Source organism: Streptomyces sp. NPDC090032, assembly GCF_044748025.1.
GTDB lineage: Bacteria > Actinomycetota > Actinomycetes > Streptomycetales > Streptomycetaceae > Streptomyces.
On sequence record NZ_JBIVFF010000017.1, the window covers coordinates 94610 to 111688 of the forward strand.

The following is a 17079-nucleotide window of genomic DNA, read 5'->3' on the forward strand; positions in this document are numbered from 1 at the left end:
GACGCCTGGCTGACGGCACCGCGCCGCCGCACCCTGGAGGCATGACCAAAACACTCATCACCGGAGCGAACAAGGGGCTCGGCTTCGAGACCGCCCGCCGGCTCACCGCCGCGGGCCACACCGTCTACGTGGGCAGCCGTGACGTCGAGCGCGGACGCCGCGCCGCCGAGCGGCTCGGCGCACGCTGGGTCCAGCTCGACGTCACGGACGACGCGTCCGTCGCCGCCGCCGCGAAGGCGATCGAGGCCGACGGCGGCCTCGACGTGCTGATCAACAACGCCGGCATCGAGGGCCGGACGCCGGACGGAGGCGTGATCGGCGCCGCGGACGTGACCGCCGACGAGATGCGGTCGACATTCGAGACGAACGTCTTCGGCGTCGTGCGCGTGACCCACGCGTTCCTGCCGCTGCTGCAGAAGTCCGACGCGCCGGTCGTGGTCAACGTGAGCAGCGGCCTGGCCTCACTGGCCCGGGTCGCCGACGCGGGTTCCCCGACTCACGCGTATCCCGGGGTCGCCTACCCGGCGTCGAAGGCCGCGGTCAACATGATCACCGTGCAGTACGCGAAGGCGTTCCCCGGGATGCGGATCAACGCGGTGGAGCCCGGCTACACCGCGACGGACCTGAACGCGCACACCGGCACCCAGACCGTCGAGGAAGGTGCCGAGATCATCGTGCGCATGGCCCAGCTGGGACCTGACGGCCCGACCGGCACGTACGTCGATGCCGAGGGCCCACTCCCCTGGTGACCTGGCGACGGCGGCCGGCTGACGGAGACGTTCCACCGACCCCGCCTCACACCAGCCCGTCCGCCGTGGCCCGCGTGACATCCCGTCCGCCCCGTACACGTCGCGCGAGGTTGGCGGCGGCGTCCGGCCACCCGGCGTGGTCGAAGGAGAAACCCGCGCCGAGGAGCCGCCCCGGGACGACGCGGCGGCTCTTCAGGAGGAGTTCGGTGTCCGACCGGAGCGCGAACGCACCCAGTTCAGCCATCCACTTCGTCGCGGGCAGACCCACCGGAACACCCCATGCCGCGCGCAGCGCACGCATGAAGTCACGCTGCGGCAGCGGCTCGGGGGCGGCGAGGTTCACGGGCCCGTCCAGGTCGTCGCGTTCGATCAGGAACCGGACCGCGCGGGCGAAGTCACGGTCGTAGATCCAGGACACGTACTGGCCGCCGCCTGCGACCGGACCGCCGAGGCCGAGCCGGGCCAGGCGCAGGAGGATGTCGAGGACGCCGCCTCGATCGGGGCTCATGACCATCGCGGAGCGCAGAGCGACCTTGCGGGTGTGCGGGGTGTCGGCCCGTTCCTGCGCCCGCTCCCACGCCTTGGCGATCTCGACGCTGTACGCCCAGTAGCCCGGCACCCCCGCCTCGTCACCGCCGAGCACACCGGTCGCCTCGTCGTTCGGTGCGGCGAAGCTGTGGGCGTAGACGGTGGCCGTACTCATCTGCAGCCACACCCCCGGAGGCCGCGAGGCGGCGGCGATGGCCTCGCCGACGACCTCGGCGGACCTCACGCGGGAATCCATCATCGCCTTGAGGTTGGCCGGCGTGTAGCGGCAACTGACGCTTCGTCCCGCGAGGTTGATCACGACATCGCTGCCGTCCACGGCCTCGGCCCAAGGGCCCAGGGTCTCGCCGTCCCAGCGGACTTCCCCGGTGCGGGTCGGGTGCCGCGTGAGGACCACGACTTCGTGTCCCGCACCGGCCAGTTCACGCTTCAGGATCGTCCCTACCTGCCCCGTGCCACCGGGTATCACGATCTTCATCGGGCCCCCTCATCATGTCGCCACCACCTTAGCCCAGATAATTGAACGCGTTCAAATAAGAGGGAGGGTGGGCGTGCTGGGTCTGGACGTGGTGGCGTGGAACGCCCCGATCCGGGACAGCGGCGAGGTCGTGATCGGGAGAAGCGACGCAACTCAGCCGGACGGCGTGACCGGGGGCCGCACACCGAACCACTGCTCGGCGCCGTACGCCTCGAACAGCTCCAGTTCGGTGAACCCGAGCTTTGCCGCGAGGCGCATCGAGCGGACGTTGGCGGTCTGGGTGTAGAGGACCACGGGCGCACCGGGAAGCGCTCCGGCGAACCAGTCGAGTGCCGCTGCGCACGCCTCGGCGGCGTACCCGCGTCCCCATGCCTGCGGCAGGAACAAATAGCCGAGCTCGGTCTCCCCGGCCTCCGGACGGCGGTTGCCCGCACGCTCAAGTACGTGCGGGTCGAGCTGGATCGTCCCGATCATCACTCCGTCGAGCTCCACCACGAAGAAGCCAGGGCGCCGTCCGGATATCTCGGGCGCCTCGAGCTCGAGTTCAGCACGCGGTCGAGGGCCACCGAGATAGGTGTGCACCTCCGCTGAGGCGAGCAGCTCGATGAACGCCGCACGGTCCCGGGCCTCGGGCTCGCGGAGCACGAGGCGTTCCGTCCTTATGGGGGCAGGTGGCCAGGTGGCGGGGCCGAGTCCAGTCATGGCGGGCAACCTATCGCACGCCCGTGGGAGTGATCCGAAAGCGAATGCCTGGGCGGTGGCGGCATAGAGGAGTGCGGTCGCCGCCCTCCCCAGGGCGGCGCGCGGCAGCGGCTCGCACTCCAGCGGTGCGCACACCTCGAAGCCGGTGTGCCGTACCGCCGTCTCGCCCGACGGCAGCATCTGGAGATACTCGGGCCCGTCGGATTCCTCGCGGCCCATGAGGAATCCGACGGTCAGCAGCGTTCCGGCGGCGATCCGCGGGGATCCGGTGTGCGGTTCGCGGGCGATCAGCGTGAACTCCCGCTCGTACGGCCCGTTCGACGGTGCGGCCAGGAGCCACCGGGCGAACTCGGCGGCCCGTGGAGCACCTTCGCCCAGCGGCACGCGTCCGAGGAAATACGCGTCGAACCACCAGCCACCGCCGCTGCCCCCACCCCCGCTCTTACCGATGGCTAGCCACACGTTCTCGACGGGCCGGCCCGGGTAGTGACTCCCGCGCCATGCGAGGCGAAAGAGCGGACCGGTCCCGGGACGTTCACCCGCGTACGGCATGCGGCGATCCCCTTCGTGCTCCGGTGCTCAGGCGACCCAGTGCGGGCGGCGCGCGGTCGACGCCGACGGGAGGCCGGCGGCGAGCGTGGTCGCCATGCGGTGGATGGCTTCGCGCAGAGTGTCCGCCGGGGTCGTGTACGGGATGCGCATCCGCTGCTCGAAGATGCCCGGGTCGGTGGCGAAGCAGGCGCCGCTCTCGATCCGGACGCCGTTGTCGAGGGCTCGCTCGGACAGTGCGGAGGCCACCGGTTCGCCCAGGTCGACCCACAACGACAACCCGCCGGGCGGCAGTTGCCAGGTCCAGCGCGGCATGCGTTCGGTCAGTGCGGTGGCCAACGCGGCGCGCTGCAGCCGTAGTTGATCGAGCCGTGGCGGCAGCAGCTCGTCGGCCCGGTCCAGGAGGGCGAGGGCCAGTAGCTGGTCGACGACCGATCCGCCCATGTCGGTGGCGACGCGCTGGCCCGCGAGTTCGGTGACGAGCCGTGCGGGCGCGCGCAGCCAGCCGATGCGCAGGCCGCCCCAATGGGTCTTGCTCATCGAGCCGATGGTGATGACCTGGCCGGCGCCACCGGGCGCGGCGTGGGAGGCGAAGGGGGGCGGGGCGGGGACGTCGAGCGCGAGATCGGCCAGCGTCTCGTCGATGACCAGCCACGTACCGGAGCGCTCCGCCGCGCGCAGGACGCGCACCCGCTCGTGCTCGGGCATGAGGCAGCCGGTCGGATTATGGAAGTCCGGGATCAGGTAGGCGAGTTGGGGAACCGTCTGGCGCAGCGTCGATTCGGTGATCTCGATGTCCCAGCCGGTGTCGGTCACGGGGACGGACACGGTACGCAGCCGGGCGCGCCGTAGCGCCTCCAGGGCGTTCGGGTAGGACGGGTTCTCGACCATGACCCGGTCGCCGGGGCTGCTCAGCAGTCCCAGGACGAGTGTCAGCGCGTGCTGCGCGCCGGACGTCACCAGGATCTGCTCGGGCAGGGTGGCGAGGCCCCGTCGGCTGTAGCGCTCGGCGACGGCGGCGCGCAGGTCGGGCAGGCCGTAGGGATGGTAGCCGGGGGTGTGCGCCTGCTCGGCCAGTTGCGGGGTGATGTGCACCAGTGCGTCGACGAGTGCCTGCGGAGGCATGCCGGGCGAGGCTCTGGCCAGGTCGATCGCGGTGTCCTGGGGGCCGAGGAGGCGCGTGACGCCGTTGGGGGTGCGGCCTTCGGGCAGGGCGGTCCACGTGCCCGATCCCTGGAGGCTGTGCGCGTAGCCGCTCTCGCGCAGCAGGTCGTACACGCCGGTGATGGTGGTTCTGCTGGTGTCGAGGGCGGCGGCCAGTTCACGCTCGGCGGGGAGTCTGACGTGCAGGGCGATGCGTCCGTCCAGGATGAGCGCGCTGATCGCCTGGGCGAGATGGCGGTAGGCGGGCCTCGTGGCCGCGGCGCCGGGAAGCATCGCGGCGAGCTGACGGCTGCCGAGGGTCCGGTCGGCTCGGCCCACCCTGTCCGCCGGCAGGAAGGTCTTCGCGTCGGTCAACCCATGCTCCCCAGAGATCAAACCATTCTCCCCGGATTGGCCATGTCATCCGGGCCAATCACTCTACAGAGTTGCCGTAATGGCCTTGAACACACAGGGCACCGACGGTGGAGACAAGCACACATGCGGCACGACACGGACATGGCGGACCACTCCGAACAGGCGGCGATACGGAGTGACGGCGGCACCCCGACGACCGCACCCGGCAGCCCCGGCGGCGGCACGCGCACGACTCCCCCGCTCACCTACGTACGCTTCGGCGAACGCCCGCTCCGCCGCCTGCCGCAGTTGTTCATCGGCCTCGCCCTGTACGGATTCAGCATGGCCGTCATGGTCCGCGCCGGGCTGGGGCTGAGCCCCTGGAGCGTCCTCAACGAAGGTCTGGAGAAGCACACTTCGCTGAGTTTCGGCACCCTCACCGCGGTCGTGGGTGTGTCCGTCCTGCTGCTGTGGATCCCCCTGCGACAGCGGCCCGCGTTCGGGACCGCCGCCAACATCGTCGTCATCGCCCTCTCCTCCGACCTCGGCCTCGCGCTCGTCCCCGAGGGCCTGGGGTTGCCCGCGCGCGTCGGACTCCTCCTCGCCGGGACATTCGCCAACGCGCTGTCCGTCGCCGTATACGTAGGTGCCCGCTTCGGGCCAGGGCCCCGGGACGGACTGATGACCGGCGCGGCCGCGCTGACCGGTCGCTCCATCCGCGCGGTCCGCACGTTCATCGAGATCGCCGTACTCGCCGTGGGGTGGCTGCTCGGCGGCGGCGTGGGGCCCGGCACCGTGCTGTACGCCCTGGCCGTCGGCCCCGTCACTCAGTTCTTCCTGCCCTGGTTCGCCTACGCGGGCTTGGCCGGGACCGCACGTCCGGGCCCGCCTGCCACCGGCACCCGCACCACTTCGTAGAGTCTGTGCGGTGAACCTTCACCACGCACCCGATCCGCATCTGCCGATGCTGAACGTCCCTCAGGCCGAGCGCCTGCGGAGTCTGACAGCCGATCACTTCCTCGCCCGTCACGGCGTATCGCCGACCGTGACGGGGGACGCGGTGCAGCTGGAGGGCCGGCTCAGCCCGCTGTCGAACCTGGCGCAGCGGTGTCGCCGGTCGGCCGAGGAAGACTGGCCGGGGATCGTGGAGCAGCACTTCGCCGGCCTGGAGAACGCCTCCCAGGGAGGCGAGAGCTGCACGGAACTCCTGGAGCGGACCTGCTGGCGGCTTCTGCCCGACGACGCCTTCGCCGGCGACACAGCCGACGGTTTCCGCTATGCGCGGCCGGTCGCCGAGGGGCTCCTCGCGGCCCTCGCCCTGGACGCGCCCACCTCCGTCCGGATCCTCGACGACCAGGACGTGGCGCGCGTCGGTCCTGAGCGGCTGTGGGCGGCGGGCCGGACGAATCTGCTCCGTCGGCCGGTCGAGCACGACGAATTCCGCGGCCCGCAGGGCGCGTTGATGCACTCCGTGTACGGAGACTCGTTCTTCGTGTCCAGCAAGGTGCTCGTACTGCCGGAACTCGTAAGGGAGTCGACCGGCCGGGAGCTGCCGGATGCCGGGGCGCTCGTCGTGCTGCCGACCAGGCATCTGCTGGCCTTCCACCCGATCGTGGACGGCAGCGTGGTGGACGCCGTCAACGACCTGGGCGCCTACGCCATCGGCGCCTACGAGGACGGGCCGGGCGCGCTCTCACCGCGGCTGTACTGGTGGCACCAGGGACGGCTGATCTCTCTCACGGTCTTCGACCACGAGGCCCGGTCGTTCTCCGTGGTGCCGCCGCAGGAGTTGCTGGACCTCATGAGGTCCTTGCGTGGCCAGGACTCCGCAGCTGCCACCCCGGCCCCTCCACCACAGACCGCCGATCAACTCGCCCGGATGTCAGCCGAGTTGACATCCCGTCTGCCCCAGTCCCCCGCGGCTTTCGGCGACGCGTTCGCCGCGGCGCTCACCCTGAGCCACGTGCGCTGCGCCTCCGACCCCGACGGGGGCGCGTTGGAGACCTGGGAGGCGTGGGTCGGCGCCATGCAGGTCGGTTCGGCGCTGTTCGCCACCACGACCTCCCGGGAGAGCACCGTCGACTGCCGTCTCGAGGACGACGTCGTGACGCTCCCGGTCACCGGCCCCGCTCCGTACGCGGACGGCCGCGCCTGGCTCAACGCCTTCTATCTCGCCGTCGTCTGCCGTGAGCGGGACCGCATGACCCAGTTGTGCCACGTGCCGCTGGACGATCTGCGCCGGGCCGCCCCCATGGACGAGTACGTCTTCCACTGGATCGACACGCTGCAGACGTACTGGCTCCAGCACCCGATGGACGATGTGGTCCAGAAGCTGCTCGCCACCATGAACACGTCCCACCCCGACGTGGCCACCCGTACACCCGCGGACTTCCTGAACCTGGTCGACTACCAGCCCGTCGCGCTCTTCCACCGTCTCGTGACCGGCGACCATGAGGCTTTCGCGGAAGCGCTCACGCAGGCCCTGGCCCATCACGAGCGCTACTGGAACGACTCGACGGAGCCGCACAGCCGGGTGGCCCTCGGCCCACTCGCGCTGGCGTGCCTCGCCTTCGACTCGGAGTTCCCGGTCGACAGCTCGTCGCCGTATCTGCCCAAGTGCCTGCTCGAGCGCGCCTGGTACGGCGAGTTCGACACGTGAGAGCCGGCCGCGGCTACCGCCGGGCGGCTTCACGGTGGTAGAAGTCGAACTGGGTCAGGCCGTCGTAGCCGTAGCTCTCGGGGTGCAGTTCGTGCAGCGCGACACCGGAACGGGCGAGCGGGCCAAGGGCCTTGGCCATCAGCTCGCCCGCCTGCGCGATGAACGCGGCCTTCTCCGCGGCGCTGTTCGTGCCGACGGTGACGGTGGCCTCGACATGGGCGTCGAGGCCACCGGTCAACGGCCGGCCGTCCACGTAGTAGCGCTCGGCCGGCACCAGGTCCACGTGCACGATGGTCCTCGCGGCGGACTTGCGAAGGGCCGACACGGCCAGGCCGGTCAGACCCTCGGCGAGGGTGCGCTGCGCGTCAGCGGGAAGTGCGGTGTCCGTGACGGTGACGCGGATGAAAGGCATCGCTTCTCCTGAGCAGGTGAGGGGGGTGTGTCCGCGGAGGTGGCGGCACGGACCAAGCCTCACCGAGGCGGCACCATTGATCCAACGCATACGTGTCATAGGTATATGAGGCCCCTGCATGAGCGTGAACCTTTCCCAGTTGAGGGCGTTCCTCGCCGTCGTCGACGCGGCCGGCTTCAGCGCGGCGGCTGCCGATCTCGGCCTGAGCCAGTCCGCGGTGTCGCACGCGGTCGCCTCGCTGGAACGCGAGTTGACCGCTCCGCTCCTCGTCCGTGCCGCCCCGGTGCGCACCACGGCGCTCGGCGAGCGGGTCGTGCCGCATGCCAGGACCGCCGTGGCTGCGGCCCAGGCTGTAGAGCAACTCGCCTCGGACGCGGCCACCATGACGGGCACGGTGTGTCTCGCCGCGACCCCCACGGTCTGCCAGGGCCTGGTCCCCGGGCTGCTGCGGCAGTGGGGCGAGGACCAGCCCCGCGTCACGGTCAGGGTCTTCGAGGGGGACAGCGCAGAGATCGCCGCCTGGCTGGAGAACGGGACGGCCGATGCCGCCATCCTGATCGACCCTCCCCCCGGACCGGGCATCCAGCTGGCCGCCGACAGCTACCGGGCCGTGCTGCCCCTGGACCATCCGCTCGCGGGCGAGCCGGTCGTCGACATCCGCGACCTGGAGGACGATCCGTTCCTGATCTCGCCCAACGGCTGCGAGGACCGCATCCGGACCATCCACCGTCTCGCCGGGCTGCGGTTCACCCCCACGCACCGGGTGCGGGATCTGGCGACCCTGATCAGCATGGTGCAGGCCGGTATCGGCGTGACCGTCCTGTCGGAGGTGTCCCGCTCCCTGATCCCGCCCGACCTGGCGCTCCTGCCGCTGCACCCGCAGACCTCACGGCGCCTCGTCCTGACCGGACCCCGGGCCCGCCCCTGGCACCCGGCCGTCCGCGCCCTGGCGGACTCCGCACTGGACCATCTCGCCGCGGCCGGTGCCACGCCGGCCGCACCGGTGGGCTGAGAAATCCCGTCGAGACCGCGGACGGCGTCTGGTTACTGTGACGGCATGCCCCATGGGAAGACTTCATACGTGTGCCTGCCCTGCCGGGTCTCGTTCAAGCAGACCTACGACCGGAACAGGGAGCGGGTCTGTCCGCGCTGCGCGGAGCCGATGGTCCATGCGGGGTCGGCCTTCGCCGCGCCACGGCACCGGGACACGGCCGCGTGGCGGACGCTCACGGTGTTGCTGAACGCGGGAGTGGGCTTCCACAAAAGCTGCTGCGGCGGCCCCGGATTCCGGCCCCGCGGCCTGCGTGAGGTACGCGAGCGCCTTGCGTACGCCGAGCGGTCGGGTGAGCCCGTCGCCCGCGCGCTCCAGTGGTATGACGTGCCGTAGACCGCGGGGCCGGGCCCGGTCAGTCGATGTGCGCGGTCGTGTCGGCTCTGGGCCCGAGCGCCGCATCATGACGACTCGCCCGCCCCACCCCACAGCCCGCTGACCGGCCTTGCCTATTGGTCACGCACTCAATAACATGCCGGGTATGCCGCCCAGCGTCCAGCGCAAGCGAATTCGGCGCACGCCGGGCGCCACCGCCCGACGTGCGGAAATCACCGACACGGCCGCCGCGGTCACCCTCGCCCAGGGGCTGGAGCTCAGCCGCCCCTGGATCAACGCGCGCCGCCTAAGCCGCTATCGGACCGCCCTGCGCGACCGGGGAGCCGAGCGGGAGGCGGCATGGCGTGTGCGGCTCACCGGCCTGATCGGGACGGGCGCCGGCCGGAACGAATTCCGCACGGACGACCTGCATATGACGACCCTTCAGATCCAGGTCGTGCTCGACGGCCTCCGAGCGCACGCACGCCAACAGCGACACCCGCAACCGCCCCGCCGCCCCGCGGTGTCACACATGGCCGCCACCTCTGCGGAGCGCGAACTCGGCTTTCCGGAGCGGGCGTTCACCCGAACCGAGGCGCCGCTCACAGCGCCACTCATCGGCAAGAGGCCCTAGGCCGTGTCGTCACATTCCCGTCATTGAAGGAGCCGCTGTGCCCACCTCTCTCGTCCTGCTCTCCGCCCGTCTGCTCGATCCGGCCACCGGCGCGTTCCTGCCGCAGACCGCGCTCGCCGTGTCCGGCGGCCGGATCCGTGCCCTGAGCGACGACCACGGCATACGTGAACACGTCGACTCCTCGACCACGGTGATCGACCTCAAGGGCGCCGTGGTGACACCGGGCCTGGTCGACGGGCACCTCCACCCCGTGTCGGGCGCCGAGCTGACGCACGGTCTCGACCTGTCGGGCTGCACCGATGTGGAAGGCGTGCGTGCGGCGCTCGCCGCCGAGGTGCGGAACCTGGCGCCGGGGGCGTGGTTGCACGGCTGGGGGCTCGACCCGAACGTCTTCGGTGGCCGGCCTGTCGAGACCGCCCCCTTCGACTCCGTCCTCGACGGCGTACCGGCCCTTCTTCTGCTGTTCGACGCCCACTCCATGCTGGCCAGCCGGCGCGCGCTGGAACTGGCCGGTGTGGACGGCCCGCGCACCTTCGACCAGGCCTCCGCCGACGTGGTCTGCGACGAACGGGGCCGTCCCACCGGTCTGCTCCAGGAGGACGCCGCCTGCGAACTCGTCGAGCGCGTCGCCCCGCAGGCCACGCGGGAGGAGCGCCGCGACCGGCTCGCCGCCGCGTTGCGCGCCATGGCCGCCTCGGGACTCACGGGTGGTCACGTGATGGACGCAAACGCCGACAGCCTCGCCCTCTTCGACGCGCTGGACGCCGCGGGTGAACTCGCGCTGCGGCTGCGGGTCGCACCGTGGTGCCAGCCCGGCACGGACGCCGAAGGGGTACGGGCGCTCATCGAGCAGCAGGGCGCCGGCGGCACACTGTGGCGCACGGACGGCGTCAAGATCTTCATGGACGGCACCATCGACAACGGCACGGCCTGGCTGGAGCGCCCGGACTGCCACGGAGAGTCCACCCACGCGTTCTGGCCTGATCCCGAGGTCTACACGCGGATCATCGGCGAACTGCACCGCGCCGGAGTCCCGACCGCCACCCACGCGATCGGTGACGCCGCCGTGCGCCATGTCCTGGACGCCGTCGAGAAGGCGCAGGCCACCGGCGGGCGCGGGGTGCGCCACCGGGTCGAGCACATCGAGACCGTGCCCGACGACACCCTGGGCCGCTTCGCCGAGCTCGGCGTCATCGCGTCCATGCAGCCCACCCACTGCTGCGACTTCACCCGGGCCGACCACACCGACAACTGGTCGCGCCGGCTCGGTGAGGAGCGCGCATCCCGCGCCTGGCGCTGCCGCGACCTGCGGGACTCGGGGGCCACCGTGGTGCTCGGCTCCGACTGGCCGATCGCCCCGTATCCGCCGCTCGGCGTCATGGCGGGCGCTCGCCACCGCCGCCCCAGCCGCGACCTCACCCAGGCCCCGCACGGACCCGGGCAGGCGCTCACGCCGCTGGAAGCGCTCCAGGGGCTGACGGTAGACGCGGCCTACGCGGCCGGCGAGGAACACGAGGCGGGGCGGATCGCCGTCGGCTACCGCGCCGACCTCACCGTGTTCGCCGACAACCCGCTCACCACGGCCGACACGGTGCTGCCGGACCTGCCGGTGCTGCTCACGGTCCTCGACGGCCGCCCGACGCACCGCGACGCGGGCCTGTAGGAAGAGCCGGGAGTTCGGGGAGTGCTCACACCGGCTCCCCGTACCAGCGTCGGTGGACGACCGGCTCCACCAGGAGCACGCCCACCGACGCGACCGCCGCAACCGATGCCGCCGGCAGTGACCCCCACGCAGCCGCGACCGCTCCGGCCAGCACCACCAGCGGGCGTACCAGGGTCAGCGGCCCGAGGCCGACGACCACGGCGAGGGTGCCGGCCCGGAACGGTCCCCACAGGTAGCAGGCCAGGCTCAGGGCGATGATCACCGCGTAGGGCGCGTAGCACAGGAGCATGCGGTGGGCGGCGGCGTCGAGTTCGGCGTAGCGCGCGCCCCGGTCCGCCGCGACGACGAGGAGTGTCAGCGCGAGGGCCGTGCTCAGCAGCAGTGCCGGGGCGCCGACCGCAAGACCGCGGCGGGCCGCGAGCAGCGCCCGTCGCGACTTGCGGATGCGTCCGTCGCGCCCTGTGTAGGCACGGAATCCGGCGAACGCCGCGTCGACGAGCGCCAGAGCGGTGAGCAGGAAGGCGTTCACCCGGCGCCCTCCCCCGCCGAAGCCCCCTGGCGCGTACCGCCCCCGGACACGGCACGCCCCACCAGGCGGCCCGACGGACCGGGTCCCAACTCGGCCCGCAGCGGCGGCAGCAGGTCCGGGCGTACGCCGATGACGGGACGCAGCGTGGTGCAGAACGGGTTGCTGCGGCCGCGCGGTTCGTACACGAGCGGGGTCAGGCCGTCGGCGTGCGCGGCGGCCGCCAGCAGCGTCTCGTCGTCGTGGGCGCGGCGGGCCGACATCACGCCGTCGTGGCGGCCCAGCGGATCGCGCATCCGCGCACGGTGGAAGACCCAGGCGCCGATCGGGGCGAGACCGGTGGCCGCGATGTCGAAGTGACAGAACGCGGCGGTACCCGGCGTGGCCTGGGCGGCGAAGAAGGCGTCGAGGTCACTGCCCCGGAAGTGGTGCAGGACGCCCGTCGACACGTAGACGGTGGCGGGCTCCTCGAGGGCGAACGCGTCACCCCGTACGAAACGGCAGGGCAGTTGCTCGGCGCCGGCGAGCCGTCCGGCCTCGGTGACCAGGGCCGCGTTGAAGTCCACGCCCACCAGGTCGACATCCGGGCCGAGGACGCCCGAAGCGGCCAGCCACCGCACGAGGTAGCCGAGCCCGCAGCCGACGTCGACCACCCGGAGCGGACCGTCGCTCCGTCCGGCGGCGCGGATCACGGCGAGCAGCGGACGCAGGAGTTCGGCGATGCGGTCGCCGAGGCGCAGTTCCTCGCTGAGCCGCTGGAGTTCGGTGTGGACGGCGACGAGCCGGCGGTCCACGGCGAGCGGATCGAGGTTCCCGTCGTCGTCACACGCCAGCCCGGCGGCGATACGGGCGCCGCGGCGGTCACCGGCGGCGGCGAGCCGCGCGACGACGTCGGCCCGCCGCACCGGCAGGCGTTCGCGCGTGCCGGGGTCGTGGTCCACGACCAGATCGGATATCTCGATGAGCTGCACAGGGAGAAGGTACGTGGCCGGGGAGGCCGTCGGTGCCGCGCCCTGGGAGCCGGACCCGCGGTTGCCCGTTGTGTTCGCGCGTGGGGTCCCCCGGTCCGCCCGTCACGGTGGCAAGGTCGGTCCGTGGGTTGCGGTCGTGGTCCCGAGCGCCACCGAGGCATGCGGCCGGATCCCGACGACACGTAATGCCGGGCTGCCTGGAGATCCGCTGATGAATGACGAGACCATGCTCGCTGCCGGGGTCGACGAGTTCGGGCCCGCCTCCGCTCTCACCGTGTCGCGCCGCCCCGTTCCCGAGCCGGGTCCTGGGGAGATCAGCATCGACGTCACGTACGCCGGTGTCGGCTTCGTCGACACCCTGCTGCGCTCCGGGGCGTTTCCGCTGTGGACGCCGATGGTCCCCGGGATCGAGGTCACCGGCCGGGTCCGTGCCGTGGGCCGCGACGTCCAGGGCTTGGGCGTCGGCCAGAGCGTCGCCGCGCTGCTCAACGACTTCGGGCGCGGACAGCGCGCAGGCGGCTACGCGCAGGTCGCCGTCGCACACCACACGATGGCCGCTCCGGTGCCGGACGGCGTCGACCTGCGCCGCGTCACCGCGGCCCTCGTCAACGGCGTCACCGCGTGGGTCGCCCTGCACGACGTCGCGCGGCTCGACTCCCGGGACCGTGTCCTGGTCCTCGGCGTGACGGGTGGCCTGGGCGCCACCACGGCGCGCATGGCGGCGCTCTTCCCGGCACAGCAGGTGATCGGGGTCGTCGGCCGCGATCCGGACCGGGCCCCGGCCGAGTGCACGGACGTGGTGGTCGCGGACGCGCTGGCCGACGCTCTCGACCGGCTCACGCCCGACGGTTCGGTGGATGTCGTCATCGATCCGGTGGGCGGCCGGCTGCGCGCCACGGCGTTCCAGCGCCTCGCCCCCTTCGGACGCCACGTCGTCCTCGGCGACGCCAGCCGCGACGATCGCCCCTTCTCCGGTGACGAGACGTGGCTCGCGACGCGCACGGTGTCGGGCCTGAGCATCGGCGGCGTCGCACATCTGCGCCCTGCCGCCTGTACCAAGGCCCTCACCGCCGTCATCTCCTTGGTGGCCCGCGGCATCCTGGACGAGCCGTTGCCGGCGGTCGAGCCGCTGGAGAACGCCGGCAAGGTGCACGAGGCCCTGGAGAACCGGACGGCCCCGGCGAAGACGGTGCTGTCGGTGCTGTCGGCGGCTGCTTGAACTCCGGCCCGCTCAGCGGCCGGACGGCCCCGCCCGCCCTCGGCGGACGGGGCCGTCGCTCCTGTTGCTACCGCGATACGACCTGATCGGACACCGCACCCGGCACCGGGGCGTAGCCGGTCGCCCGGCTGGTGAACGTGCCCCGGCCCTGGGTCCGGCCGCGCAACTGGGACGCGTAGCCGAAGAGTTCGGCCAGGGGCACCGTCGCCGTGACGACCGCGGTGCCCGCGCGCATCGCGGAGTCGGAGATCTGGCCGCGGCGCGCCGCCAGGTCCCCGAGCACCCCGCCCACGGCGTCCTCGGGCACGGTGGCCGTGACCTCGACCACCGGTTCGAGGAGCGCCATGTCACTCGCGCGGAAGGCCGCCCTGAGCGCGAAACGGCCGGCCGTGCGGAACGCCATCGGCGAGGAGTCCTTGGGGTGCGTGAACCCGTCGGTGAGCGTGACCTGCACCCCGGTGACCCGGTGACCGCCGAGAGGGCCGTCGCTCAGGGCGTCCCTGCACCCGGCCTCCACGGCCTGGACGTAGTCCCGCGGCAGCCGTCCGCCGGTGACGACCGACCGGAACGCGAACTCCGCCGCGCCCTCGCCCGTACCGTCCTGTGCCGGCGCCATGGGCCGCACATCGATGACGACGTGCGCGAACTGGCCTGCTCCTCCGTCCTGTTTGACATGCCGGTACACAAGCCCGGACACCCCGCGCGAAACCGTCTCCCGGTAGGCCACCTGCGGCCTGCCGACGCCGACCTCCAGGCCGTGGGCCCGGCGGATCTTCTCCACCGCCACCTCCAGATGCAGCTCACCCATGCCCGAAAGGACCGTCTGGCCGCTCTCGGGGTCCGTCCTGACGACGAGTGAGGGGTCCTCCTCGACGAGTCGTGCGAGCGCCGACACCAGCCGGGCGCTGTCGGCGTTCCTGCGTGCCTCGACCGCCACGGAGACGACCGGTTCGGCGACCGTGGGCGGTTCGAGGACGACCGGCGCGTCGGGTGCGCACAGGGTGGCGCCGCTGCGGGCGGCCTTCACGCCGGCCACCGCGACGATGTCCCCGGCCACCGCACGCTCCACCTCGGTGTGCCGGTCGGCCTGGACACGCAGGATCCGGCCGATCCGCTCCGTACGCCGTGCGCCCGCATCCCACACCGCCTCTCCCCTGTGAACCGTTCCCGAGTACACCCGCAGGTAGGTGAGACGCCCGCGAGGCGTCGCCTGCACCTTGAAGACCAGCGCGGCCATCGGTGCCGCCTGATCGCAGACACGCTCCTGCTCGTCGTCGCCGACGGCACCGCGCACCGCGGGAACGTCGAGCGGTGACGGCAGAAAGGCGACGACCGCGTCCAGGAGTGGCTCGACACCGCGGTTGCGGTACGCCGATCCGCACAGCACGACGACACCCTCGCCACTGCGCGTCAGATCCCGCAGCGCCGCCGCCAACGTCTTGGCGGACAGCGCCGATCCGTCGCAGAACTCCTCCAGCGCGCCGGGATGCAGCTGCGCCACCGTCTCGTCGAGGAGCCGCCTGCGCCGCCGCGCCTCCTCACGCAGCTCTTCCGGTACCAGCCCCTCCTCGTACGTGTCGCCGCCCTCTCGCCAGGTGAGAAGGCGCATGCGGATCAGGTCGACGACACCGGTGAAGGCGTCCTCGCGGCCGACCGGCAGCTGGACCACCAGCGGGACCGTGTCGAGACGCCGACGCAACGACTCGACCGCCGTGTCGAGGTCGGCACCGGCGCGGTCGAGCTTGTTCACGAACGCGATGCGCGGCACGCCGTGGCGGTCGGCCTGCCGCCAGACCGACTCGCTCTGCGGCTCGACGCCGGCGACGGCGTCGAACACCGCGATCGCGCCGTCCAGGACGCGCAGGGAGCGCTCCACCTCGTCGGCGAAGTCGACATGGCCCGGGGTGTCGATCAGGTTGATCCGGTGCCCGTCCCAGTCGCAGCTGACGGCCGCGGCGGAGATGGTGATGCCCCGTTCACGTTCCTGGACGTCGAAGTCGGTGACGGTGGTGCCGTCGTGGACTTCGCCGCGTTTGTAGGTGGCGCCGGTGGTGTAGAGGATCCGTTCGGTGACGGTGGTCTTGCCGGCGTCGACATGGGCGAGGATGCCCACGTTGCGGACGGCGGTCAGGGGGTCGGTGTCATGACGGTGCAGGTTGGTACGCACGCCTGTGGCCTTTCAGGTGGTTCCACACAGAGGCAGCGCGATGACCGGACGGACAGCACAACGGGCCCCGCCTGAAGGGCGGTTCAGGGTCGTGCGGACACATGAAGGTGTCAGATGTCCGTCGCGGGTGTCCGGTACCGGCCGCGCAGCCGGTACCGGGCACACCGAGACACCAGGATCACCTCGAACCGTGACCGGGGAACGACGACAGCGGTGCGGTGACGCACGGCCCGGCTCCCCTCACTTGTCACGGCGCGCGCTGCGACGTGAGGCAGCGGCGTGAACACGGGGCGAGTGTAGGGAACCGGACGCGTGCCAGGCACCCGATTAAAAGCGTCCCGCGGGCTTGTCCGAAAGCGTCCCGCAGGCTCGTCGCTCAGGGATGCATCCGCGCCCCCTTGAGGACCTTGTCGACGGCATTGCGCGGTCCGTACACGGCCATGCCCACCAGGTCCAGGCGGTCGGCGGGCACGGCCCTGACCGCCGCGCGGTTGTCCCGGTCGTTGCCCGTGCCGAACAGCTCCGCCGTGAACACCGCCGTCGGCAGCAAGCGGGACAGGGCACGACTGTGCGCCGTGGTCAACGTCTGCCTCGCCCCCTCGAAGACCAGCACCGGCTGGCGGAACATCGGCAGGTACGCGGTCGCGTCGGCGTCCTCGTACGGGGCTCCGACCACCTCGGGAGCCGCCGTACCGAGCCCGCTGACGAGGAACGCGGTCACGTTGAGCCGCTGCCAGGGCTCCAGGTCGTCGCGCAGCAGGACGGCGATCTTGGTGTCGAAACGGACCGGCGCCCGGTCGGCGTGCTCAGCCGGTGACTGATCAGCCCATGCCTGGTCAGCCTGGCCATGTGCTCCGTCCCGCGGCTGCGGGGTCGCGACGTCGGTGGGGATCTCGTCCATGGTTCTCATGCTTCGAGACTGCGCTGTCCACCCCGGTCAG

At 71.9% G+C, this 17079-nt stretch carries 16 protein-coding genes; 8 read left to right on the forward strand and 8 right to left on the reverse strand.

What is annotated here, in order from left to right:
* Window positions 1-41 precede the first annotated feature (41 nt).
* Window positions 42-749 carry an SDR family NAD(P)-dependent oxidoreductase gene (locus ACIPWY_RS34470; RefSeq protein ID WP_393702417.1) on the forward strand — a complete coding sequence of 236 codons (708 nt, stop codon included), beginning with the start codon at window positions 42-44 and terminating at the stop codon, window positions 747-749.
* Between the two features lie 46 nt (window positions 750-795).
* Here ACIPWY_RS34470 and ACIPWY_RS34475 read toward each other — a convergent pair whose 3' ends face one another.
* The 3 genes from ACIPWY_RS34475 to ACIPWY_RS34485 all read right to left on the reverse strand — a co-directional run bounded on the left by ACIPWY_RS34475 (window position 796) and on the right by ACIPWY_RS34485 (window position 4542).
* Complete coding sequence (locus ACIPWY_RS34475; RefSeq protein ID WP_393702419.1) at window positions 796-1773, reverse strand: DUF1731 domain-containing protein; 978 nt, start codon at window positions 1771-1773, stop codon at window positions 796-798.
* A gap of 153 nt (window positions 1774-1926) precedes the next feature.
* Window positions 1927-2475, reverse strand: a complete 549-nt coding sequence (locus tag ACIPWY_RS34480; protein ID WP_362907998.1) for a GNAT family N-acetyltransferase — start codon at window positions 2473-2475, stop codon at window positions 1927-1929.
* A gap of 579 nt (window positions 2476-3054) precedes the next feature.
* Window positions 3055-4542 carry a PLP-dependent aminotransferase family protein gene (locus ACIPWY_RS34485; protein WP_393702421.1) on the reverse strand — a complete coding sequence of 496 codons (1488 nt, stop codon included), beginning with the start codon at window positions 4540-4542 and terminating at the stop codon, window positions 3055-3057.
* A gap of 123 nt (window positions 4543-4665) precedes the next feature.
* Here ACIPWY_RS34485 and ACIPWY_RS34490 point away from each other — a divergent pair, with 123 nt between their 5' ends.
* Together ACIPWY_RS34490 and ACIPWY_RS34495 are read left to right on the forward strand one after the other, a co-directional pair.
* Window positions 4666-5439, forward strand: coding sequence for a hypothetical protein (locus ACIPWY_RS34490; RefSeq protein ID WP_362907913.1), 774 nt, complete (start codon window positions 4666-4668; stop codon window positions 5437-5439).
* Window positions 5440-5449: 10 nt separating this feature from the next.
* Complete coding sequence (locus ACIPWY_RS34495) at window positions 5450-7180, forward strand: immunity 49 family protein (RefSeq protein ID WP_393702423.1); 1731 nt, start codon at window positions 5450-5452, stop codon at window positions 7178-7180.
* A 13-nt stretch (window positions 7181-7193) separates the two neighbouring features.
* On the opposite strand, the gene ACIPWY_RS34500 is transcribed toward ACIPWY_RS34495, so the two are convergent.
* Window positions 7194-7592, reverse strand: coding sequence for a 4-oxalocrotonate tautomerase family protein (locus ACIPWY_RS34500; RefSeq protein ID WP_393702425.1), 399 nt, complete (start codon window positions 7590-7592; stop codon window positions 7194-7196).
* Between the two features lie 118 nt (window positions 7593-7710).
* On the opposite strand from ACIPWY_RS34500, the gene ACIPWY_RS34505 reads away from it, so the two are divergent.
* The 4 genes from ACIPWY_RS34505 to ACIPWY_RS34520 all read left to right on the forward strand — a co-directional run bounded on the left by ACIPWY_RS34505 (window position 7711) and on the right by ACIPWY_RS34520 (window position 11255).
* Window positions 7711-8604: a LysR family transcriptional regulator gene (locus ACIPWY_RS34505; RefSeq protein WP_393702427.1), complete on the forward strand. Its 894-nt coding sequence runs from the start codon at window positions 7711-7713 to the stop codon at window positions 8602-8604.
* 45 nt (window positions 8605-8649) lie between these two features.
* A complete protein-coding gene (locus tag ACIPWY_RS34510; protein WP_393702429.1) occupies window positions 8650-8979 on the forward strand; it encodes a deoxyxylulose-5-phosphate synthase in 330 nt (109 codons plus the stop codon).
* A gap of 145 nt (window positions 8980-9124) precedes the next feature.
* A complete protein-coding gene (locus tag ACIPWY_RS34515) occupies window positions 9125-9592 on the forward strand; it encodes a hypothetical protein (RefSeq protein WP_393702431.1) in 468 nt (155 codons plus the stop codon).
* Between the two features lie 37 nt (window positions 9593-9629).
* Window positions 9630-11255 (forward strand): amidohydrolase, encoded by a 1626-nt coding sequence (locus tag ACIPWY_RS34520; RefSeq protein WP_362907907.1) that lies wholly within the window; start codon window positions 9630-9632, stop codon window positions 11253-11255.
* Window positions 11256-11280: 25 nt separating this feature from the next.
* Here the strand turns inward: ACIPWY_RS34520 and ACIPWY_RS34525 are convergent, their stop codons facing one another.
* Together ACIPWY_RS34525 and ACIPWY_RS34530 are read right to left on the reverse strand one after the other, a co-directional pair.
* Window positions 11281-11784, reverse strand: coding sequence for a hypothetical protein (locus ACIPWY_RS34525; protein WP_393702433.1), 504 nt, complete (start codon window positions 11782-11784; stop codon window positions 11281-11283).
* Window positions 11781-12752, reverse strand: a complete 972-nt coding sequence (locus ACIPWY_RS34530) for a methyltransferase domain-containing protein (protein ID WP_362907905.1) — start codon at window positions 12750-12752, stop codon at window positions 11781-11783. The genes ACIPWY_RS34525 and ACIPWY_RS34530 overlap by 4 nt, the downstream gene beginning before the upstream one ends.
* A gap of 211 nt (window positions 12753-12963) precedes the next feature.
* Between ACIPWY_RS34530 and ACIPWY_RS34535 the strand changes: the two genes are divergently transcribed.
* Window positions 12964-13971, forward strand: coding sequence for a zinc-binding alcohol dehydrogenase family protein (locus ACIPWY_RS34535; protein ID WP_393702436.1), 1008 nt, complete (start codon window positions 12964-12966; stop codon window positions 13969-13971).
* Between the two features lie 67 nt (window positions 13972-14038).
* On the opposite strand, the gene fusA is transcribed toward ACIPWY_RS34535, so the two are convergent.
* Together fusA and ACIPWY_RS34545 are read right to left on the reverse strand one after the other, a co-directional pair.
* Entirely contained in the window at window positions 14039-16138 is a 2100-nt protein-coding gene (gene fusA / locus ACIPWY_RS34540; RefSeq protein WP_393702438.1) for an elongation factor G, read from the reverse strand.
* 376 nt (window positions 16139-16514) lie between these two features.
* Window positions 16515-17048: a DUF2000 family protein gene (locus ACIPWY_RS34545; RefSeq protein ID WP_393702440.1), complete on the reverse strand. Its 534-nt coding sequence runs from the start codon at window positions 17046-17048 to the stop codon at window positions 16515-16517.
* Between the last annotated feature and the right edge of the window lie 31 nt (window positions 17049-17079).